We start from the raw sequence: 21,477 nt of genomic DNA, 5'->3' as shown, positions 1-21,477 counted from the left end.
AAACTATTATTTGCTGTAGTGCTTCCTCATTTCTTCGTTACCTGGCAAAGCAAGAATTTCATCTATAACTTTTACTACCTGGTCGTAAGATTTGGTACGTGGATCTCTGATCAAAAATTCTTCAAGTACTTTTCTATCTCTAGTTAGGAATGCTTCTAATGCCCATTCCATTCTCATAATTCTTGGGTATAGGTACATCTTTGTTATCCTTTCTGGAAGTGGTGGATCTATTTTATAACGGTGGATTCCATCTTTGTCTGCATACACAGGGATCTCGACGGCTACATCGTCTGGAATTCCAGGTATAGTACCGTTATTCGGTAAATTGAGAACAAGGTCTGCTTTTTCATTGTTTAATAAGGCATTTGCCAACAATATATGTTGTTCGCCACTTTTCCTCTCAGGGTCTAGCAAGTTGTATATTTCTTTTGTGAATTCTTCTTTTACATCGTTTTTTGTTTGAGAAATTATCTCGTTGAATGATTCTTTTGAAAGTAGCTTGGCGTTTTTATTTTCTTGGAAATATTTGGCAACTTTTTGCATTGCTAATGCAATCTCTGCTTGTCTGTCTTGATACCATTTCCATCCTAATTCTGAATCAACGCCTCCCCATGGCTCTCCAAACCATTTTTTCTTTGTTTCAAGGTTGTAATGGTATTTCCAGCTTCCATTTCTGACTGTGTCTCCAATGGGCATTTTTCCATAGAATTCATACATATCTTTTGCAACGGGAGAGAGTTGATCGTCAAATGGATTGGTGGGTTTGAAGTTTTTAACCTCTTTTTCTAATAATTCATCAATTAATGGGTAGGCATCTTTTCCTTCGTACATGAATTTTGTTAACCATATTCCATGGTTTACCCCAGCTACTTGCCATTCGACTTTTTCCGTATCTAATCCTAATTTTTCAATTATTTGGTCTACTCCATGATGGCCATGGCATATTCCAACCATATTTATTGGGACCGTTCTTGTTATTAAATTTGTTAGTTCAAAGACAGGGTTTGCTGCCTGCAAAAGCCATGCCTTCGGAGATATCCTTTCAATAGCTTTTGCAACATCATGCATGAACTTTAATTGGTTGAAATTGCTTATTGTGTAATAATCTGAAACCATGTTGAATTCTTGTGAGTCTATTCCTCTGTAATATCCGTGTTTTTCTGAAATATTTCTTACCTGTTCAAAGTAACTGTGCCCTCCAACAAGGGCAGTATTTACAACAAAACTTGAGTCTTTTATTGCGTCTTCAACATTTGTTGTAGTTTCAAATCTCAAATCTGCTCCAAATTCTTCTGCAAATTTCTTAGCAAGCATGTGTACTGCGTTCAATCTGTCTTTATCTATATCCATTAAGGATACTAGACTTCCTGATAATCCCTTTGTTTTACAAAGATCGCTAACCAATCTTAAAGAAAATGCTGCACTTCCTGCTCCAATGATTCCTACCTTGATAGCTGTCATTTACATCTTTCCTCCTCTTTTATCAACTATTGAACTTTTTTGTTGCTATAATGTTGTTTATAGTGTAAATCGTTATGATATTGTTATCTATTTTTTTAATAGCTTTTTTCACTACTCTTTCTGAAATCAGATATCACTAAAGTATGGATTACGTTGTTATGTGAGATATCAAGTTAAGAAAATTCCTTTCTTTTTCTTCATTCCATATAAATTCTTTTTGGTGTTTTTCAACGTTTTTTATAATTTTTTCGTAATTTTTGTATGCGTTAGTGATTTTTTCAACACTTTCTTCCACTTTAGATGGATCTATAACCACTCCTAAGCCTAAATTTTCTACCTGTTTAGCCATTGAAACAAAAGATTCTTTTACAATAACGGGGGTGCCTGCTGCTAAAGAATCGTAAAACTTATGAGGCAAGGCGTAAATGTCGTTTTTATAATCTCTGTTTTTGACGGTGTTGTAAGAAATTAGAGAAAACAGGGAATTGGATAGTTCATTCATCATTTCATCGTAAGGTAAAAATTCTGTAGATTCATGGGTTATGTCCATAAACTCTTTCGAATCCATTCCTATAATCTTGAAGCTAAAACCCTTTTCGATTAAAGATTTTAATATTTTTTTCTCATCTTCTATCTTTCTTGTTACTTTACCAACTAAGACAATTTCTTTTCTCTTTTTTTGAATATCAGGTTTTATAATAAAATTTGCGTAATTGGGTATAATATAGGTTTTTTCTTTATCTATGTTCGTTTTGTTAACAACATCATTTCTTGTTTCTTCTGAGACGAATATTGCCAGATCTGAGAGATCTAATTGCTTTTTAAAGAACCTCCAGACGGTTTTTACTTTTAAATTTCCAATCATCCCTTCTAACTCTGCTAAAAAGTTTTCTGGATGGTATTCGTGAATATCGTAAACGATTTTTTTATTTCTTTTTTTTGCTATTTTAAAAGGATCCAAAGGTTTGCTTGCTAAAAAATGATGCATGTATAAGATGTCGTAATTTTCTTCGGCTACCAAATCGCATATTTTTTTATCGAGAGGCCTTCTATTAATAAGCTTTTTTAATGGATTGCCTATTGTTTCATTGATTTCTTTTATGGGTAGGTATTTAATATTTCCATCTGTATATTCTTTTTCATCTTTATTGGTCCAATATTGATAAATAACTTCATGAACTTTAGAAAGGGATTTAACCGTTCTGTATACTCTTTTGTCAAATTTTGGATGCATGTAACCAATGATCAGAATTTTCATAAAATTTCACCTTGAAATTATAAAGACTTTTGTTGTTATTATCCCCGATTTATTATATCATAAGAAACAACCGCTTTCTACATGAAGCTGAAGGGAGATATAGAATTAAAAGGTGGGTTTATTTGTTATAATTATGAATATGTGACTTATTAAGATATATAGATTCCCTCACTGGGGAGGTTTTTGTATGATCAATACGTTGTTTAAATCGTTTTTGTTTTTACTTTCGTATCTGCCTCTTTTTGTTATCTTTGCCATTAATAATTTTGGGAACGCTTTGTTCTTATTTTTTAGTATTTTTTCGATTTTTGTTTTTGTTGTTTCATTGATTCTTTTTATTTCTGCTAAGACGAATGCCGAGGAAAAGTTCATTTCTTTTGAGAAAGTAGAATCACAGAACGTAAGATTGTTGGATTATATTTTTGTTTATATCTTGCCTTTTATCAATATGGGTGGCATAAAAGAATTGATTTCTTTTGCCATAATCGTTTTTATCGTAGGCAATATTTATGTGAAGACAGATTTAATTGCTATAAACCCTGTCCTTTCTTTGTTTGGCTATAGTATTTACAAGGTTTATTTTATGAACGGACGTGAAAAGAGTATGCGGTCCGCTTGGTTGATTTCAAAATCAATAGCCGAAGAAATGACAGTTAAAGAGTTTTCCAAAGATATTTATTTGGGGATGGATGACAAGAAATGAATAAAGTTAATTGGGATGAGATTTTAAAGAATATCTTTTTAAAAGAGAATTTAGAATCTCTTAGAGAGTTAATAGATGCTTCAGAGGATTTCATAATGGATGTTTTTATCCAAAATGAGAAAGACGAGATATTTTGGTTGAAAAATGAGGATCCCTTATTTTTCAAGAGCATTTTTCTGGCCTCTACTGACGAGTTTTTAAATGATTTACGCGTCAAAGAATCAAACAAGGTAGATGAATACGAGACAGTCATTGATGATAGGAGCTTTTTGTATCTAAAAGATGTCAAAGAGAATGTAAGCGATATTGGGGATATTGTTGAGATTATTCGTGAAGGTAAGTATATAAAAAATTATTCTAATAAAGACTTGGAAACAATTAAGAAGTTCAAACTGATAGTAAAATTGTACAGTAATGAGTTGAATGATTTTTTGTTGGGTATTCAATATTTAACAGCTTCCAAAATCTTTAAAGATAAAAGGATTTTAGCCCTTACTGCACGTAAAATTCAACCTTTAAAGGAACAGTTTTACTTAATTCCAAAAAATAGTTTTGATTACATGGTTGTTGGAGATACCGTCTTAATTAGAAATTTGACTTATTTTGAAAGAGATTTCGGGTTTTACAAGAAATATGAAGAGGCTAAAGATGAAGTTATCGAGGAAATAAAGAGAGAGGAGAACCTTTTTGGTAAGGATATTAAATTAAAAAGTATCGATTATTTTAGTGAGAAAATCAAAGGAAAACCTTCGTATTTGAAGAGATTTTATAAGGTTATCAAAAAAGGTAATTATAAGAAGTTTGAGTTTTCTAAGGTTAAGGAGATAATAGATGATTTCAATCTAAAAGTTAAACTTGATGAGGGTAATAAATGTATTGATTTAGGCGAAGAGACTTCTATTAAAGATTTTTTGCAACTCTACGACGAACTGTATTATATATCCGATTTGTCAGGGAATAGAATGGTGGCAAGTGAAAATAGCCCTTATAAAGAGTAATATTTTTCTTTCAAAAATTCAACGATTCTTTGAGATGCCTTGCCATCTCCAAAAGGGTTGCTCGCTTTGCTCATTTGTGCATATTTTTCTGTTTCTAGTTCTTTCATGGCTTGATACACTTTTTCTTCTTGCGTTCCTACTAATTTTGCTGTTCCTGCTTCTATCGCTTCAGGCCTTTCCGTTGTTTCTCTTAATACCAACGTTGGTTTGCCCAATGTGGGTGCTTCTTCTTGTATCCCTCCTGAATCTGTCATTATGTAATGACTTTCGTCCATTAACGCGATGAATTCTAAGTATTCAACAGGATCTATCAATATCGCTTTTTCCTCATTCCCAAGTATTTTATACACACTTTCTCTCACTATCGGATTTAAGTGAACTGGAAATACTATATGCATTTCTTCGTTTTCGTGTAGATACCTTTTTATCGCTTTCATCACGTTTTCTATCGGTTTTCCCCAGTTCTCCCTTCTATGCATGGTTACTAAGATAAACTTTTTGTTCTTTATGTTGTACTTTTCTTTTATCTTTTCTATATCTTTGTTTTTATTTTCTTTTACCCATAGTAATGCATCTATAACCGTGTTCCCTGTTACTATTATGTTTTTTTCTTCTACACCTTCTTTTAGTAGGTTATCTTTTGCCTTTTGGGTAGAAGCAAAGTGATGCTTTGCAATTGTACCTGTTAGTCTTCTGTTCATTTCTTCTGGGAAGGGGTTGTATATGTCGTTCGTTCTTAAACCCGCTTCCACGTGCCCAACAAATATTTTGTTGTAAAAAGCAGCGAGACTTCCAACAAAAGTGGAGGTTGTATCCCCTTGTACTAGTATGTAATCGAATGGTTCAATTTTTAGTATTTTATCTATCTCTGTAACTAGTTTTGAAGTTAGTTGTGGTAGAGTTTGATTTTTTGTCATTATATTTAAGTCGTAGTCTGGTTTTATTTCGAAAAGATTCAACACTTGATCGAGCATTTCTCTGTGCTGAGCGGTTGCTATTACTTTTACCTCCATATTTTCTTCTTTCAGCTTTTTGTATAATGGTGCCATTTTTATTGCTTCTGGCCGTGTTCCAAATATCATCGCTATTTTCATTCGAGGACTCCTTGTTATGGTAATGTTTTTAGTTTTTTTATGTAAGCTGCGTTTAGTCTTTGTTAGCGCCCCTTCGCCGAACGTTAAGGGGGTTCCCCTTAAAAACCCCAAATCAAGGTCAAAATCATTTAAAAACATTGTTTGCACACTGCGGCAAATACTCCCCACCCAGTTGCCAATCACATAATGTAATTATATCATATATGTTTTTAGGTCCATGGTTTTTTGATGGTAAAACCAACAATGAAGATGTTTTGAGGTTTCTTTGTTAAAAGATAAATAAAATTCTTTTAGCGTTAATTTTTTGATTGTATAATATAAATGTATAAAAAAGGTGTGAATTTTTGCCTTTCCAGAAGGGCGAAAATAGTTAAAAAATATATTGACAAATGTGTTTGTATGTGATGAAATATACCTGTAAGAGGTGATAGCATATGAATGCATATAAACTACATGAATTTGCTGAAATGATCGGTGTATCGGTCAAAACATTGCACAGGTGGGACAGAAAAGGGATACTTAAGGCGTTTCGAAGTCCAACCAATTGACGCTATTATACTCATAAGCAGTACGTAGATTATATAGGTGAAAGTAATTCTAAACATAGGAAAACAATAATTTACGCAAGAGTTTTAGCAAATAACCAGAAAGATGATTTAAAAAATCAAGTGGAATTTTTAACACAATATACTAACGCAAAAGGAATTATTGTTGATGAAATATTTGAAGATATTGGCTCTGGATTAAATTACAATCGTAAAAAGTGGAATAAATTAATAGGAAATTGTAGGTTAGGTTTAGTAAAAACAATATTAATTGCACACAAAGACAGATTTATTTGTAGTGGTTACGATTGGTTTGAAAGATTTTTAAAATCTAATGGTGTAGAAATTATTGTAGTAAACAATGAGAAACTATCAACCCTATTCATGTTTTTTCGTGTAAAATCGACGGACTTAGAAAGTATAAAAAGCAAATAAAGGGCGATGATGAGATTGCTAAAGAGCTACAAAACAGAGATAAATCCGACGCTTGAACAAGAACAACAAATTAAAAAAACACTAGGTGTTTGTAGGTTTATATACAATTTCTACATTGCACATAACAAGGAGATTTATGAAAAAGAAAGGCGATTTGTTTCGGGTATGGAGTTTTCAGTATGGTTAAATAACGAGTTTATACCGAACAGTCAAGAATTCAATTGGATAAAAGATGTATCGAGTAAAGCTGTTAAACAATCAATTATGAATGGTGAAAGAGCTTTTAAAAAGTTTTTTAAAGGTAAATCAAAATTTCCTAGATTCAAAAAGAAAAAGAATAATGACGTTAAAGCCTACTTTCCTAGAAATAATAAAACTGATTGGACGATTGAAAGACATAGAGTAAAAATACCAACATTGGGATTTGTTCGACTAAAAGAAAAAGGCTACATCCCTACAAATGCTAAAGTTGGAAGTGGTTCAGTTTCTTTTGAAGCAGGTAGATATTATGTTAGCGTTCTTGTAGAAGAAGACAGCCTCACGGCAGTTGAAAAAGGAATAAAGCAAGACAATATATCATTCTCCGAAGGGATTGGTATCGATGTAGGTATAAGAGAATTTGTAGTAGCTAGTAACGGTATTAAGAAGAAAAATATAAATAAAAGCAAAGAAATTAAAAAACTCGAAAAAAAACTTAAGCGTGAGCAGAGACGGTTATCAAAAAAATACGAAAATAAAAAGAAAGGAGGTACTGCCACAAATTCTGCAAAAAATATAGACAAACAAGTATTAAAGGTCCAGAAACTTCATCAAAAACTTAAAAACAAACGTCATGACTATGTGAATAAAGTAGTTTGTGAACTGGTGAAAACCAAACCAGAATATTTCACTATCGAAGATTTGAATGTTAAAGGAATGATGAAGAATAGGCATTTATCAAAAGCAATTGCAAAACAGAATTTCCACTATTTCAAGATTAGACTCGAAAACAAATGTAAACATTTAGGAATTCAATTGAGGATAGTTTCAAGATTTTATCCATCAAGTAAAATATGTTCTCATTGTGGTAATATCAAGAAAGACCTAAGATTATCAGACAGAGTTTACATTTGCGAAGAATGTGGATCGAAAATAGATAGAGATTTGAACGCAGCAATTAATCTGAAGAATGCCAAAGAATATGCGATAGCTTGTTGAAATTGCTTTGCATATGTGTACCGATGGCCAGTCGGGAATTCACGCCTGTGGAGTGTCAAACAAACCGTAGTAGATATATATCGAGGCGGGACACGTTGAAGCAGGAAACTTCTGGATATAGGCATGTTTGTCTATGTTTTCAGTGGCAGGATGTGTATGGATAACAAATGGATTAGAATAAAAGGTGCTCGAGAGCATAATTTAAAAAATATAGATGTTGAGATACCTAAGAATACCCTTTCAGTCATTACCGGCTTATCTGGTTCAGGAAAATCAACTTTAGCACTTGATACTATATATGCGGAAGGTCAAAGAAGGTATTTAGAGTCTGTTTCTTCCTATGCAAGACAGTTTTTAGGAAATTTGAAAAAACCCGATGTAGAATTTATCGAGGGGCTCTCACCTTCAATTGCTATTGAACAAAAATCTGTAAGTCATAATCCAAGGTCAACGGTAGGTACCATCACAGAGATTTATGATTATATTAGGGTGTTGTTTGCAAGGGTTGGTAAGGCTTACTGCCCAAAGTGCAATATCCCACTGCAAAGTTCTACTGTAGATGAAATTGTGGATAATATTTTTAAGAATTTTAATGAGGATGCAAGATTGTATATCTTTGCTCCAATTGCCAAGGAAAAGAAAGGTGAGTTTAAAAAGGAACTACATAGTATGAAGCTGTCAGGTTTTAAAAGGGTGGAAATCGATGGAGTGATATACGATTTAGATGAGATAGACTCACTTGAAAAGACCTACAGGCATAATATAAACCTACTTGTTGACAGAGTTAAGTTGAGAAAAGATAATTTTGAGAGAATCTTCGAAGCCGTTGAATTGTGCCTTAAAGAAGGAGATGGCTTTGTAGAAATTAGGGAAATGGATAATGATGAGAACGTTATTTCTTCTCAAACTTATTCTGAGAATTTAGCTTGCCCTAAATGTGGTTACAGCTTTCCAGAAATTAATCCCAAATTGTTTTCATTTAATAGTCCTTATGGGGCATGTTCGGAATGCCATGGATTAGGTTTTAAGTTGGAGGTTGAGCCTGAATATATATTTGATATAAACAAGTCTTTAGAAGATGGCGCTGCTTTGAATATGGGGAAAGATACTTTTATGGTGAGCATGATGAAAGATGTTGTTCGAAGTTTGGGTGAGGATCCATCAAAACCTTTAAAAAGTATGCCTTCAAAAGTTTTAAATACCTTGCTGTATGGGACTGACAAAGAAATAGATTTTTCCTTTTCAAAAAAGAACGGAGACAGTTATGAGTTTACTAGAGGGTTTGAAGGAATGGTGAATTGGTACGAAAGAAGGTACAAGCAAACGGATTCCCGGGAAATAAAGGAATGGATCGAAAGAAATTTCATGATTCAAAAGACATGTCAAGCCTGTAATGGCAAAAGGTTGAGGGAAGAAGCCCTCAGCGTTAGGATAGATGGATACAATATATATGATTTGACAGAAATGCCAATTAGTGAACTAAAACTTTTCTTTGATGCTTTAAAACTGAGTGATTTTGAAATGGAAATTGCCCACGAACTTCTTAGAGAAATAAAGAGAAGGTTAACTTTTTTGATCGATGTAGGACTTGATTATTTGACACTTGGAAGAAATGCGACAACTCTTTCTGGTGGAGAGTCCCAGAGGGTTAGATTGGCTACACAGATTGGATCGGGGTTAACAGGAGTGACATATGTTTTGGATGAGCCAACTATAGGTCTTCACCAAAGAGATAACGACAGGCTTATAAATACTTTGAAAAAGTTGAGAGACCTCGATAATACGGTAATAGTTGTCGAACATGACGAGAACGTTATTAGAGCCTCAGATTATATTATAGATCTTGGGCTCGGCGCAGGTGTCAATGGGGGAAAAGTCATCTTTCAAGGTCCTACTAGTAAGTTGTTAGAGAATTCTAATGGGTCCCTTACAGGGAAGTATTTAAGGGGAGAAACAAGAATAGAAATAATTGATAAAAAACGAGTAGAAAAGAACGCTAGTTTAAAGATAATCGGTGCCAAACACAACAATTTGAAAAATGTCACGGTTGAGATTCCCTTGGGGAAATTTGTGGTTATAACAGGAGTTTCAGGCTCAGGTAAATCTTCGTTGATTATGGATACGTTGTATCCGGCTTTGCAAAAGGAGCTTTATAATTCCAGGGTGAGACCCGGAGAGTATGAAAAGATCGAAGGTTTAGAATATATAGATAGCGTGATCTCTATCGATCAAAGTCCTATTGGTAGAACTCCAAGAAGTAACCCAGCTACATATACAGGAGTATTTGATTATATTCGTGAACTGTTCGCTGCAACACCTGAGGCTAAGATTAGAGGATACGACAAGGGAAGATTTTCCTTCAACGTTAAGGGCGGAAGGTGTGAAGCCTGTAAAGGCCATGGAGTTTTGAAGATTGAGATGCAATTTCTACCTGATGTGTATGTAACCTGTGACGTATGTAAAGGTAAGAGATACAACAAAGAAACGTTAAAGGTCACTTATAAAGGTAAAAATATTTCTGATGTTTTAGATATGACTGTGGATGAGGCTTTGGACTTTTTCAAGAACTTACCTTTAATAAAAAATGTTCTAGAACTGCTGCAAGATGTGGGTTTGGGATACATAAGATTGGGTCAATCCGCAACCACCCTTTCTGGTGGAGAAGCTCAAAGGATCAAATTAACTTCCGAGCTAAGGAAAAAAGCAACGGGGAATACCGTTTATATACTCGATGAACCTACTACGGGTCTTCATTTTGAAGATATAAAGAAATTAATAAAAGTTCTCAATATTCTCGTTGAAAAGGGTAATACCGTTATAGTAATAGAACACGAGATGGACATTGTAAAAAACGCAGATTACATTATAGACTTAGGACCAGAAGGCGGAGAAAATGGGGGTTACATTGTGGCTACAGGCACCCCAGAAGAAGTAGCTGAGAGCGGTACTTACACCGGGTACTACTTGCAAGAGGTTTTATCAAAAGAAAGAATTTCAAAGTAGAAATAATTAAATTATTTTTACGTTGACTATTCTTTTTTAAGCCAATTTATAGTCTGTTCTGCCACTTTTTCTTTTTCGATATCGTTTACAACTACGTGCCCGCTTTCTTCTAATATCAGAAATTCGGTTTTTCCTTTAATATTATTTTCTATAATTTCCTTTACCGAAAAAGGAACGGCTTCGTCTTTTTTTGAAAGTATCACATAAGTGTTAGATGTGACTTTTGAAAGGTTTTTAAGAGCCATTTTTTGCAGTTTGTAAAGATCAGCTGCCTTTGAAGGCCAGTCATAATTCCAGTATTGGCTAGCTAGATAAGCAAGCTTTTCGTCATCGAATGTCTGAGGATTTTTTCTTTTTATTTTCTTAACGATAAGGCCAAAGAATGGAGTTAAATTTATTCTCCAATCTTTTGCTTTTAGTGCAGGAGCAGCTAAGACAATTTTTTCTGGATGAAATTTACTTGCTAAGAGAGTTGCTATTACACCACCCATAGAAAGGCCTAAAATGTAGACTTTTTCATGGTAGGTTTTTAAATTAATATAAGAGTCTATAGATTTTCTCAGCCAATCTCTCCAATTAGAGTTTAAAAAATCGTTGGAATTGGTTCCGTGCCCGGGGAGTCGAGGTATGTATATAGAAAAACCAGATTTGTGAATCTGTCTACCTATGTAGTACATATCATGAGGAGAACCCGTGTAACCATGTAGAATCAATACCGCAATATTTGAATCATTTTTTAAATAAAGCTCCTTTGATATTGGTGAAACAGATGTGCTTGGTGGTATGTTATCGAAGAAATTCAAGATATAGACCCCCTTCATAGTCTGGTAATTATTAGCTATTTTCGAACTGAAGTCTGTAAAGATCGTAATAAATTCCGTGGTTGTTGATAAGTTCTTCGTGCCTTCCTTCTTCAACAACTAGCCCTTTATGCACAACTATTATCCTGTTGGAGCTTTTCACAGTCGAAAGTCTGTGGGCAATGGAAATTATAGTTGAACGTTCAGATATTTTATTCAAAGCTTGTTGTATTAAAAATTCAGTTTCTACATCAACATTTGCTGTAGCTTCGTCTAAAATTATAATCTTTGAATTAAAAAGTACCGCCCTCGTTAAGGCTACCAATTGTCTTTCACCAGATGATAAAGTTCCGCCTCTTTCTGTAATGACTGTGTAGTAATTTTGGGGCAACCGCGAGATAATTTCATCGGCATATACGGATTTTGCAACCTTTTTTACTTCTTCATCCGGAATGTCTTGGTTAAATAATCTCATGTTGTCTAAAATAGTTCCCGAGAACAGGAATACGTCTTGAGGTACAACAGCGATTTTTTTGCGTAATTCGTTGAGATCGTAGTCGTATAATTCTTTATCGTCTAATAGTATTTTACCACTTTGATATTTGTAAAGTCCACTTATCAATTTAATTATCGTAGTTTTTCCTGAACCTGTTTCCCCAACTATGGCTACTCTTTCGTTGGGATTTATTTTGAAACTTACACCTTTTAAAACTTCTTTATTTCCATCGTAGGAGAATTTAACGTTTTGAAATTCAACTTTTCCTTCTTGAATAGTAGTATATTTTTTCCTCCCAAAATTTTCCTGTTCTTGATCAAATATCTTAAAAATTTTTCCAGCCGATGCAAATGCGTTTTGCATTATGTCATACTTTTCTGCTAGGTCAAACAAGGGTCTAAAAAACATATCTATGTAAGAAGTGAAAGCATAGATGGTTCCAAAGGTTGTTTGCCCATCTGTTAACTGCAAGGAACCAAACCAAAGCAAAATACTAATCGTAAAATACTGTAATAGACTCATCAAAGGTCTAAAGATCGCAAATACATACATTTGTTGCAAATTAGCACGATATACCTTTGTACTCATGTAATCGAATTCCTTTTTCTTTCTTTCTTCTTGATTGAATAATCTTGTAACATTACTTCCAGCTAAATTTTCGGCTAAGTAGGAATTTAAGGCAGATATTCTAGTTCTGACTTTGTCGTAGGCTTTTCTATCAAAATGTCTGAATAACACAACTGAAACTACAATAACTGGGAACATAGACATTGTATACAAACTAAGTTCAAAGTCTAGGACCATCATTAAAATGATCACCCCAATTATTATAGCTATATCTTTAAGCAAACTTGTTACAACATCACTGAAGAAATCCGATAAATTTTGGGTATCATTAACCACACGTGTGGTAACTTTGCCTGGAGGATTTTTTTCAAAATATGTATATTTGAGTTTTAATATATGGCTGAATAAGTCTTTCCTCAGATGAAAAATAACTTTTTGGCCAACTACGTTGGCAAAGAAAACTTGACCGTAATTTAAAAGAAATTGTCCCACAAGCACTGATATAAAAATAAGGCTAAAAATCTGTATTTTTCGAATAGCTATGTCAAAGTATTGGGAATATTGCTCGCCTGAGACTTGTATTCTTTCGCCTGTTTGATTGTTAACCATATAATAGTTGTTGTCTCTTTTTTCTAGATTATAAGCTCCATTCTCCTGTTCAACAAATTGTGTTTCGCTTTCAGGGACTAGATCAAACGAATAATTCACATTAATTACATTATCAATCCCATATCGTATGAAAACTGGCAACGCTAACTCTATTATCGTTGCTATAGCCAAAGTTAAAAAGGTCAAAAAAAGTAGTAACTTGTATTTTTTTATATACACCCACAGTCTCAGGAAAGTTTTGAGATCGCCTTCGCTTTTTTCTTTTTCTTCTAAAAATATTTCCTCATGAACAGAAGCCATTACTCTACTCCTCCAAATTTTTTTCTATTAATTGTTTCATGTACATAGAATAGTAAATACCTTCTTGTGAGATTAACTGATTGTGATTACCGCTTTCAACGATTTGTCCATTGTCGAACACATAAATTTGGTCGGCATTTTTAACCGCTTTGAGCCTGTGGGATATAACAAGAATTGTTTTGCCTTCCGCTTGTTGTCTAAGTGTTTTGATTATTTCTTCTTCCGTCTCGGTATCTACAGCGGAAAGACAATCGTCTAGTATTATCCATTTTGATCTTTTGGCTAGAGCTCTTGCAATGGTAACCCTCTGCCTTTGGCCACCAGAAAGTGTGGCTCCTCTTTCTCCAACTATTGTGTCATATTTATTTTCGAAGCTCATTATGTCATCGTGTACATGAGAAAGTTTTGCAAATTCTTCCACTTTGTCTTCCATTTTTTCATTAGCAAAAGCTATATTTTCTCTTATCGTCATTGAAAATAAGAAACTATCTTGTGGTACATAAGAAACATAGTCTCTTATAAATTCACCATTCACATCGTTAATATCTTTTCCGTCTAAAAATATCTGTCCTCTTTCAACTGGGTATAGTTTTACAAGGAGCTTTGCTAATGTAGATTTTCCTGAACCTATTCTTCCAACAAAGGCTACCATTTCTCCAGGGTTTATATTCATGTTTATATCCTTCAAAACTTCTCTTTGTGAACCTGGATATTTGAAAGTTAGATGGTTGATTTGATAGTGTCCCTGAAATTCAAAATCTTTTCTTGGAGGTTCTTGAATGGAATTTTTTTGTTCTAAAACTTCATTAACCCTTTTTAAAGAAGCTCTTCCTCTTTGTATTAGGTTGATTAGGTTTCCAACCGCCATCATTGGCCATATCAACATTCCGATATATTGATTTGTCATTATGAAGTCTCCAAGGGTTATCTGATTGTTTATTACCATGGGTCCACCAAAATTGAAAACAAAAATAGTTGCTAATTGTCCTACTAACATGGCTAAGGGAAACATCAATCCCCAAACTTTTACCAAGCGAATGTAAGAATTATAGAACTCTTGAGACTTGTTGTCAAATATCTCTTGCATGGTATCATAGTTAGAATACAACTTTACAACATCCACACCAGAGACGTTTTCTTCGGTTATATTAGATAACTCAGAAGTTTTTTCTTGTAATTCTCTGAATCTTCTGTGAATGAATCTTCCAAAAAAGAGTGATATAATTGCTATTAAAGGAAGAGGCAGTACCGATATAAAGGTCAATCTCCAATTCACAAAAGTACCCATTGCAAAAACGGTCAAGGTCGTCAATACTATTGTATCAACGAGCATTATAACCAGAATTCCTAGCATACGCATCAACGTAGAAACATCAGAAGTGAACCTAGTCATCAAATCTCCAGTTCTCCATTTGTCGAAAAAATCTTGGTCTAAACCGATGATATGGTCGAACATATTTTTCCATGTTTGATATTCAAAAAGCCTAGCGGCTCCAATAATTGAAATTCTCCAAAAAACTCTACCAATTCCTAATCCTAAAGCTAACATGATTATTCCGAAGATTAGCGTTTTAACTTGATTAAGGTTCGGAGATTGTGTGTTTAGTATATCGACTATGCTTCCAATTTCTCTTGGAATAAATAGTTGAATAATGTCAACGGTTACAAGAAAGAGAATCCCGATGAGATATCTCCACCAATATTTTTTTAGAAACTCTTTGATCAAAAGATTCACCGTCCCAAATTGATTAGTATTCCTAACAAAATTATATCACTTGGTTCGAGGAATATCAATTGTTTTTATCGAAAAAATATATTAGAACTTAAAAATAATAAGAGGGGCTAACTATATATTTTTAGAGGTGATTTGTATGTTTGAAAGTTACGATAACGTTTACAATTTTTGGTTCGAGAATGGCGCAAGCTCTGTTACATTTTTAGAGTATGATGATGGATTGACAGCCTTTGATAGCTCTCTTTATCCAAGAAAATTTGAAGATATGGTCAAAATAGTTGAAGAGCGTACTTCAAAAAAATTAAAAAAGGTTTTTTTCACTCATTTTCACCCTGACCACACCTTTGGAGCTGTTTTTAGCAAACGCAAATTTGATCTGTATATGAACAAAAAAACGTTGGATTTTCTTAATGCTTTGGATGTCACTTTTCTAAAAGAAAGTTCAAAGATAGCTGACTTTAATTTTAACAATTTCAAAGAGGCTTTAAGGGAAAAAGATATCGTCATTTTCGAAAATTCTATTTTTCTTCTCCTAAGAGACCAAATTTTATCAGCAGAAAATATTGGTGGACATACTTTAGATTCAACAATATATATCCTTAAACCGCAAGGATATTTAATAAGTGGTGATCTCGTATTTTCTAAGGTACATGCAGAAATACTCAATTCGAATGTTGATGAGTGGATATCTAGATTAAATAACTTATCTTCCTTAGATATAGAAACGGTTTTTCCAGGACATGGGAAGCCAGAAAGCAAAAAGGTCCTAAAAGAACAATTGACCTATTTAAAAAGGAAGAAAAACGGAGAGAATTTGGAGAAAAGGTACGCAGATTACTCCCTGCCAGATTTAGCTCATTTATAACAAAACTATGAAGACAACAGAACTTTTTTCAATTCGATATCTGCTTCTTCATTAGGTAGAGGTGCGATTTCTTTAATTTCTATAATGACCTTTTTATTCTCTTGAGAATTCAAAATTTCTAACTTTTCCAAAACCTTTATATTTTCATAAGGTTTAAAATAGTAAATATTGAATTTAGTAAAATCTATATTAAGCAATCTTAAGAAGTTTCGGGTTTTCGGAATATATTGCTGGATTTCATATTCACCTACTTCTGTGGCAACGACATCAAAATTTTCCGGATCAAAAAAAGGTAAAAAAGATGAAAGCAAATCAGGAATAGTGGCCGTAAGTATGGATATTTGACCGTATTCATCTACTTCCTCATGAACATTTGTGTAAAAAACTGACTCGAAAAAATCGTAACAATAATAAATATCTTCAAATAAAGATGGTTTTTTAAAAGTAAAAATTAAATATCTGTTATCAATATAACTTACTTCAGCTGAAATTTCTTTATTCTCAGTTATTTGAAACTGAATATTAATATCAAATCTTAATTTTTTGTAACCCAAATAACTCTCTAAAAGGCTTTCTAAGCTTGGTTGAGCAAAAATGAATGTGGAAAAAGCAAGGAAGGATAAAAGGAAATATTTCTTAATTATCATTTCAGAGTTTTCATCCTTTCTCTCAATGAGACGATCTCTGTAACCCTAATTCCAAAATTCTCATCGATAACAACAACTTCGCCTCTAGCAATTAATCTTCCATTGGCATATATATCCAAAGGCTCACCTGCCAATTTATTTAACTGTATCATAGACCCTTCGTGTAATTCTAAAATCTCTCTAAGATTTAATTTGGTTGATCCTAACTCGACTTTTAGTTCTAATGGAACGTCAAGCAAAAGTTCCAACTTTGATAGATCTATATTTGGGGAAATAGGCTCCTCCTTTTTTTCAAATTCACCAAATTCTACAGGTTGAACTTTGACCTTTTTTTCTTTGATCACGTTGGAATTGCTTCTTTTCTGTGTATTTGAATTTTTTGAGCTTTCTTCGTTTTCTGTAGTCTTACCAAAAGTTTTTTCCACAAGTTCTCTAATCTTTTGAGCAAATTTCATGGGTATAAATTGCCAGAACGTTGTTTCGGCTATTCCGTTGATCTTCACGTTGAACTTTATAGAGATAACATAAGCTTCTTTGTCTGTTTCTATGGGAGGAAACTCAATATTAGCTTCTGAAAAATTCACAACGCGACTGCTAGGCGGGGAGATATCAATATTGGTTTTTAGAAAATCTGATAAGGCGGTTGAAGCTGTACCCATCATTTGATTCATTGCTTCAGAAACTGCGCTTAAACTAATATCATCTAATTCCCTCTCTTCGATATTCTCTAAGTCTTTTCCCAGCATTAAATCTGCTATTATATTAGTTAAATTCAAAGGTAATACCAAGGTGTTCAAACCATACAAACCTTTTTTGTACTCTACTGTAACAACAACATTTTCTCCTTCAAAATTGGTAATGATATTTTTAAATTTAATAATATCTGTTTGAGGATATTGGATTTCTATCTTTCTTCTTAGTAAAGTTGAAAGGGTTGTTGCTCCTGAACCCATAGTGATATTTGCAATTTCACCAATCATATCCAAAAGTGCGTCTAGTTTTTCATCTACAGTTGAGGGTTCTTCGCTTTCCTTTGGATCATCGGTGTTATTTAACCCTTTTAATAATGAATCCAATTCACTTTGATTTAGAATACGGTCTTCGTTTTCAGGCATTTTATTCATCTCCTGTTTTTTCTGTATCTTCATCTTTTTCAGAAGAATCAAGCTTTTTCGTCTTTTTTTTCATACTCTCTTCAACAAGAAGTCTTTCTAAAAGTTCTTTGTTTTTCTCAACGATCTTTACACTGTAAAAACCTTTACTCTTACCGACATTTACTTTGAATATTGGTCTTTCTTCAATTTCTAGATCTATTGGCTCATCGTAAAAAGAATCTAAGCGGATTACATCCCCGACTTCAAGATTCAAAAAATCATTTAAATATATCTCTGTTTTGCCAAGTATAGCAGACAAATTTAATTTTGAAAGCAACAGCGATTGTCTTAGATTTTCTTTAAATTCTTCAGTATGTCTGTAAGAGGTTGTCCACATTCTTGTTGTCAATTTATCGTTCAAGGGTTCCAACGAAGAAGATGGAAAACAAAGATTGACAAAACCTTGTACGTTTTTTATAGTAACAGAAAGTGTTATAAGAATTGTCATCTCATTTGGAGGGGCAACTTGAACAAATTGGGGATTGGTTTCTAAATTCTCCAAGTTGGCGTCAAATTCTTCAATATTAGACCATGATTTTGATAGCATTCTCAACATAACTGCAGATTCTTTTCTCAAAATGTTCATTTCTATCTCGGTGGGAGGTCTAATCTCTTCAAGAGTGTTTCCTGGTCCTCCTAAAAGTCTATCTATTATGACGTATCCTAAATCTAAGCCCATTTGTAGAATAGCGCTTCCCGAAAAAGCTTCGGACGAAAAGATTACGATAAATGTTGGGGAGTTCAATGATTTTTGGAATTCTGAAAAGGTGATTTGATCGATACTGGCATATTTAACATCAACGAATGTTCTGCTTCTGCCTGAAAGATAAGTAGATAGCTCTCTTGCAAAGCTTTCATGGATTAACTGGAGAGTTCTTAGTTGCTCCCGTGAAAACTTCATGGGCCTTCTAAAATCGTAATCTTTGATTCTTCTTTCTTCTTCCTGATACTCTTCAAGAACTTCTTCGGGGCTTTCTCCAGAACTCATTGATTTTAAAATACTATCTATTTCTTCCTGTGTAAGGGTTTCATCTTCAGGCATAAAAACACCTCTTTTTCATTATTGACTCGTTGTTATGGTCATTATAATCATTGTCACTTTTATAACTCCCAAGCTTTCCCTTTCACCTGTAAATCCCATCATTTCATTTATCGAGTCTTTTATTTGTTTTTTAGTTAACTCTATGCCTTGTGGAGTTGAAAGCTCGCCTCTTGTTTTATTCATAAATATCATTCGTATTGCCTCTAATACTTCTATGCGGTTGGAATGTATTAAATCTCTTGCCTGATTACTTCCAACATCTAACTGTAATGAATCTATTACAGCAATATCGTATCCTCCTTTTAACATCATAGTATATCTAGAACCTTCCGTAATTAGAATCACTCGAGCAGGAGTTGTGGCCGAAACCTGAGAAGATTGATTAGAACTTGAAGAAACATTGGATGTCAAGATTCTCACTATAAAAAAAGACGTAATTCCTGATATTATTAAAGCAACAACTATGACTATTATTAAAGTCATTAAAAAAGATGGCTTTGACTTTCTGGTTTTTCCCTCTTCTGAAGTTATATTTTCATTTTCCAAAATCTTTCACCTCCACGGTCTTGCACTTATCTTACTCTTTGCCTTAGTATAAGAATATCTATCCTTCTGTATTTTTGCCTTAATTCATTCAATCTTGTATTATATTCATTTTCTAGTTCTCTTTCAATTTGCTGCAACTGTGCAGAGTTTAATTCTCCCTCAGTAAATTGATCAAAGGCGATGGATTTTCGAGAATCAATCTCCGACCTTAAAAGAGAAATTTCCTTAACAATTTCGCTATCTCCTACACCAATGGGAAAGAATCTGTCTGAATTGTAAAAATAATCTATATCAAATTGTCCAGAATTGATCTCAGCCATCTTTTCTACAAACCTTCTATTTTTTAATTCTGTGGTAAAAAAATTAACAACACTTGCTGCTCTAGCTGCACTCAAATGCCAATTAGAAGGATATACACTTGAGGGTAAAACTGGTTGATCATCCGTAAAACCATAAATTTCAATAGCGTTAGATGTATGCTCTAATATTATTGTACCTATCCTATACAGCAGCTCTTTCGCTTCGGCGGTTAGTTCAGCGCTCCCTGGTCTGAAAAAGGCAATATCCCTCATAGATATTATCGTCCCTTTATCAGTTTCCTCAATAGTGATTTTCCCTTTATACTTTTCGTCTTCAATAATTTTTAATAGTTCTTGCCTAATTCCAGGATTAGAAGTAATCAACGGTTCTTCGGAAATGCTTCTGCCTCCAACTAGTACCCCAATTGGTTGTCCTTCGAACACATTTTGTAAACTAACAACCGCCTGTTGAAATTTTCCCGGTGATATAGTAGCCATAGAAAACAATGCAATAAACATAGTCAGCAACAAGGTAGTCATATCGCTGAAAGTTTGCATCCATTTAGCATCACCAGTTTTTTCTCTTTTTTTTCTAGGCATAAAATATCACCTCACGATTACAAAACAGCTTCACCTTTTTCGGCTTCATAGGCTCGTCTTTCTTCTTCACTGAGAAATGCCTTTAATTTTTCTTCCATCAAATGTGGATTTTCACCTTGTACTATCGATAATATACCTTCCAACATCATTCGCATCTGGTTAATATTTTTATCCACCCTTTTTTTTAGTTTTTCAGCAGGGGGAAGAGCAAATATGTATGCAATAAGAGCACCGTATAAGGTTGTAATCAGAGCAAGGGACATCCTCGGACCAATAGTTGTTGGATCGCTAAGAGTATCCAACAACAAAACTAATCCTATCAAAGTTCCTACCATCCCCCAGGCTGGAGCCATGGCTCCCCAAGTATCTAAAACTGAGATCTTATCTTCCTCTGTTTCTTGATACATATCCATCTTCACTTCCAATATCTTTTTAATCTCTTCAGGATCCGTTCCATCGACGGCAGCTCTCAATCCATCTCGTAAAAAATCACTTTTAACACTCGGTATATCTTCTTCTAAAGATATCATTCCATCTCGTCTTGCTTTTTCAGAGAACGAGTACAAGGTCCTCAAAGTCTCAAGGTTGTCTATTTTAGGATTTTTTATTGCTTCAAGGATCATGTTAAATATTTTGAAAGACCTTGAACTTGGATGGGCAATGAAAGTTGCACCAATAGAACCTACAACGGTTATAAAGAAAGAAGGTATATCTATTAAAGTTGTAAATTCACTTCCTGCACCCACAACTATTGCAGCTATCGCTAAAGCTAACCCAATTATTGTTGATATATCCACAACTATCCCACCTCTTGTTTTGCACTATTCCAATTATAAAAAGTTTGCTCAAAAATAATACGTACCTTATTTGCCAAAAATCTCTTTATTTAATTCTACCACTTTTTTCTTAACTTCTTCAATACTTTCTTTAACGACGTAAACATGCCCGTTCATCATCGTTATGGTCGTATCAGGGTGGCACTCTATCTTTTCAATTTGATAAGGGTTAATATAAAATTCTTCGTTGTTTAATTTTGTGAGTTTAATCATCTTAACCTCCGTGGGCGTTAAGGGGGTTCCCCCCTTAAAATTCCCAAAATCATACGTCATTTGCTTCGCAAATG

Annotated in this window: 18 protein-coding genes and 2 pseudogenes; 6 read left to right on the top strand and 14 right to left on the bottom strand. The window is 33.8% G+C overall.

Annotation, left to right across the window (positions count from 1 at the left end; translation table 11 throughout):
- Window positions 1-6: 6 nt before the first annotated feature.
- Window positions 7-1,461, bottom strand: a complete 1,455-nt coding sequence (gene aglA / locus X925_RS05045) for an alpha-glucosidase AglA (RefSeq protein WP_103065325.1) — start codon at window positions 1,459-1,461, stop codon at window positions 7-9.
- Between the two features lie 148 nt (window positions 1,462-1,609).
- Window positions 1,610-2,719 carry a glycosyltransferase gene (locus X925_RS05040; RefSeq protein WP_103065324.1) on the bottom strand — a complete coding sequence of 370 codons (1,110 nt, stop codon included), beginning with the start codon at window positions 2,717-2,719 and terminating at the stop codon, window positions 1,610-1,612.
- A gap of 187 nt (window positions 2,720-2,906) precedes the next feature.
- Here X925_RS05040 and X925_RS05035 point away from each other — a divergent pair, with 187 nt between their 5' ends.
- Both X925_RS05035 and X925_RS05030 read left to right on the top strand, forming a co-directional pair.
- On the top strand, window positions 2,907-3,422 hold the full coding sequence (locus X925_RS05035; RefSeq protein WP_121959323.1) for a hypothetical protein: 516 nt from the start codon (window positions 2,907-2,909) through the stop codon (window positions 3,420-3,422).
- The gene (locus X925_RS05030; RefSeq protein ID WP_121959322.1) at window positions 3,419-4,420 is read left to right on the top strand and encodes a Kiwa anti-phage protein KwaB-like domain-containing protein; all 1,002 of its coding nucleotides are present in this window, start codon (window positions 3,419-3,421) and stop codon (window positions 4,418-4,420) included. The genes X925_RS05035 and X925_RS05030 overlap by 4 nt, the downstream gene beginning before the upstream one ends.
- On the opposite strand, the gene wecB is transcribed toward X925_RS05030, so the two are convergent.
- On the bottom strand, window positions 4,408-5,514 hold the full coding sequence (gene wecB, locus X925_RS05025; protein WP_121959356.1) for a non-hydrolyzing UDP-N-acetylglucosamine 2-epimerase: 1,107 nt from the start codon (window positions 5,512-5,514) through the stop codon (window positions 4,408-4,410). The genes X925_RS05030 and wecB overlap by 13 nt on opposite strands.
- Window positions 5,515-5,948: 434 nt before the next feature.
- Between wecB and X925_RS05020 the strand changes: the two are divergent.
- The 3 genes and pseudogenes from X925_RS05020 to uvrA all read left to right on the top strand — a co-directional run bounded on the left by X925_RS05020 (window position 5,949) and on the right by uvrA (window position 10,694).
- Window positions 5,949-6,550 (top strand): annotated as a pseudogene (locus tag X925_RS05020) (IS607 family transposase).
- Window positions 6,501-7,691: an RNA-guided endonuclease TnpB family protein gene (locus X925_RS05015; protein WP_081429131.1), complete on the top strand. Its 1,191-nt coding sequence runs from the start codon at window positions 6,501-6,503 to the stop codon at window positions 7,689-7,691. Before X925_RS05020 ends, X925_RS05015 begins: the two are co-directional and overlap by 50 nt.
- Before the next feature lie 156 nt (window positions 7,692-7,847).
- On the top strand, window positions 7,848-10,694 hold the full coding sequence (uvrA, locus tag X925_RS05010; protein WP_012207976.1) for an excinuclease ABC subunit UvrA: 2,847 nt from the start codon (window positions 7,848-7,850) through the stop codon (window positions 10,692-10,694).
- A gap of 26 nt (window positions 10,695-10,720) precedes the next feature.
- Here the strand turns inward: uvrA and X925_RS05005 are convergent, their stop codons facing one another.
- The 4 genes and pseudogenes from X925_RS05005 to X925_RS04995 form a co-directional block, all read right to left on the bottom strand.
- Window positions 10,721-11,497, bottom strand: coding sequence for a carboxylesterase (locus tag X925_RS05005; RefSeq protein WP_012207975.1), 777 nt, complete (start codon window positions 11,495-11,497; stop codon window positions 10,721-10,723).
- Between the two features lie 31 nt (window positions 11,498-11,528).
- Window positions 11,529-12,353, bottom strand: coding sequence for an ABC transporter ATP-binding protein (locus tag X925_RS10620; protein ID WP_369973995.1), 825 nt, complete (start codon window positions 12,351-12,353; stop codon window positions 11,529-11,531).
- A gap of 87 nt (window positions 12,354-12,440) precedes the next feature.
- A pseudogene (locus tag X925_RS10615) lies at window positions 12,441-13,298 on the bottom strand (ABC transporter ATP-binding protein); the annotation flags it as partial.
- A 172-nt stretch (window positions 13,299-13,470) separates the two neighbouring features.
- On the bottom strand, window positions 13,471-15,201 hold the full coding sequence (locus X925_RS04995; RefSeq protein WP_233187741.1) for an ABC transporter ATP-binding protein: 1,731 nt from the start codon (window positions 15,199-15,201) through the stop codon (window positions 13,471-13,473).
- 136 nt (window positions 15,202-15,337) lie between these two features.
- Here X925_RS04995 and X925_RS04990 point away from each other — a divergent pair, with 136 nt between their 5' ends.
- On the top strand, window positions 15,338-16,066 hold the full coding sequence (locus tag X925_RS04990; RefSeq protein WP_121959319.1) for an MBL fold metallo-hydrolase: 729 nt from the start codon (window positions 15,338-15,340) through the stop codon (window positions 16,064-16,066).
- Window positions 16,067-16,071: 5 nt separating this feature from the next.
- Here the strand turns inward: X925_RS04990 and X925_RS04985 are convergent, their stop codons facing one another.
- From X925_RS04985 to X925_RS04955, 7 genes are all read right to left on the bottom strand, one after another.
- The gene (locus X925_RS04985; protein ID WP_121959318.1) at window positions 16,072-16,713 is read right to left on the bottom strand and encodes a hypothetical protein; all 642 of its coding nucleotides are present in this window, start codon (window positions 16,711-16,713) and stop codon (window positions 16,072-16,074) included.
- Window positions 16,710-17,828, bottom strand: coding sequence for a flagellar motor switch phosphatase FliY (gene fliY / locus X925_RS04980; protein ID WP_121959317.1), 1,119 nt, complete (start codon window positions 17,826-17,828; stop codon window positions 16,710-16,712). Before fliY ends, X925_RS04985 begins: the two co-directional genes overlap by 4 nt.
- Before the next feature lies 1 nt (window position 17,829).
- Window positions 17,830-18,909, bottom strand: a complete 1,080-nt coding sequence (gene fliM / locus X925_RS04975; RefSeq protein WP_012207969.1) for a flagellar motor switch protein FliM — start codon at window positions 18,907-18,909, stop codon at window positions 17,830-17,832.
- Window positions 18,910-18,927: 18 nt separating this feature from the next.
- On the bottom strand, window positions 18,928-19,455 hold the full coding sequence (gene fliL, locus X925_RS04970) for a flagellar basal body-associated protein FliL (RefSeq protein WP_121959316.1): 528 nt from the start codon (window positions 19,453-19,455) through the stop codon (window positions 18,928-18,930).
- Window positions 19,456-19,481: 26 nt separating this feature from the next.
- Entirely contained in the window at window positions 19,482-20,354 is an 873-nt protein-coding gene (locus X925_RS04965; protein WP_121959315.1) for a flagellar motor protein MotB, read from the bottom strand.
- A gap of 17 nt (window positions 20,355-20,371) precedes the next feature.
- Window positions 20,372-21,151: a motility protein A gene (locus X925_RS04960; protein ID WP_121959314.1), complete on the bottom strand. Its 780-nt coding sequence runs from the start codon at window positions 21,149-21,151 to the stop codon at window positions 20,372-20,374.
- A gap of 66 nt (window positions 21,152-21,217) precedes the next feature.
- A complete protein-coding gene (locus tag X925_RS04955) occupies window positions 21,218-21,403 on the bottom strand; it encodes a flagellar FlbD family protein (protein ID WP_012207965.1) in 186 nt (61 codons plus the stop codon).
- Window positions 21,404-21,477: the final 74 nt, after the last annotated feature.

The organism is Petrotoga sp. 9T1HF07.CasAA.8.2, assembly GCF_002895585.1.
Classification (GTDB): domain Bacteria; phylum Thermotogota; class Thermotogae; order Petrotogales; family Petrotogaceae; genus Petrotoga; species Petrotoga mobilis.
The sequence above is the reverse complement of the archived record's forward strand: the minus strand, read 5'-3'. Positions and strand labels throughout refer to the sequence as shown.

Excerpts from the sequence above, each read along its gene's own strand:
- aglA (WP_103065325.1), bottom strand. The coding sequence starts at position 1,461 with ATGACAGCTATCAAGGTAGGAATCATTGGAGCAGGAAGTGCAGCATTT.
- X925_RS05040 (WP_103065324.1), bottom strand. The coding sequence starts at position 2,719 with ATGAAAATTCTGATCATTGGTTACATGCATCCAAAATTTGACAAAAGA.
- X925_RS05035 (WP_121959323.1), top strand. The coding sequence starts at position 2,907 with ATGATCAATACGTTGTTTAAATCGTTTTTGTTTTTACTTTCGTATCTG.
- X925_RS05030 (WP_121959322.1), top strand. The coding sequence starts at position 3,419 with ATGAATAAAGTTAATTGGGATGAGATTTTAAAGAATATCTTTTTAAAA.
- wecB (WP_121959356.1), bottom strand. The coding sequence starts at position 5,514 with ATGAAAATAGCGATGATATTTGGAACACGGCCAGAAGCAATAAAAATG.
- X925_RS05015 (WP_081429131.1), top strand. The coding sequence starts at position 6,501 with ATGATGAGATTGCTAAAGAGCTACAAAACAGAGATAAATCCGACGCTT.
- uvrA (WP_012207976.1), top strand. The coding sequence starts at position 7,848 with ATGGATAACAAATGGATTAGAATAAAAGGTGCTCGAGAGCATAATTTA.
- X925_RS10620 (WP_369973995.1), bottom strand. The coding sequence starts at position 12,353 with ATGCAAAACGCATTTGCATCGGCTGGAAAAATTTTTAAGATATTTGAT.
- X925_RS04990 (WP_121959319.1), top strand. The coding sequence starts at position 15,338 with ATGTTTGAAAGTTACGATAACGTTTACAATTTTTGGTTCGAGAATGGC.
- X925_RS04985 (WP_121959318.1), bottom strand. The coding sequence starts at position 16,713 with ATGATAATTAAGAAATATTTCCTTTTATCCTTCCTTGCTTTTTCCACA.
- fliY (WP_121959317.1), bottom strand. The coding sequence starts at position 17,828 with ATGCCTGAAAACGAAGACCGTATTCTAAATCAAAGTGAATTGGATTCA.
- fliM (WP_012207969.1), bottom strand. The coding sequence starts at position 18,909 with ATGCCTGAAGATGAAACCCTTACACAGGAAGAAATAGATAGTATTTTA.
- X925_RS04965 (WP_121959315.1), bottom strand. The coding sequence starts at position 20,354 with ATGCCTAGAAAAAAAAGAGAAAAAACTGGTGATGCTAAATGGATGCAA.
- X925_RS04955 (WP_012207965.1), bottom strand. The coding sequence starts at position 21,403 with ATGATTAAACTCACAAAATTAAACAACGAAGAATTTTATATTAACCCT.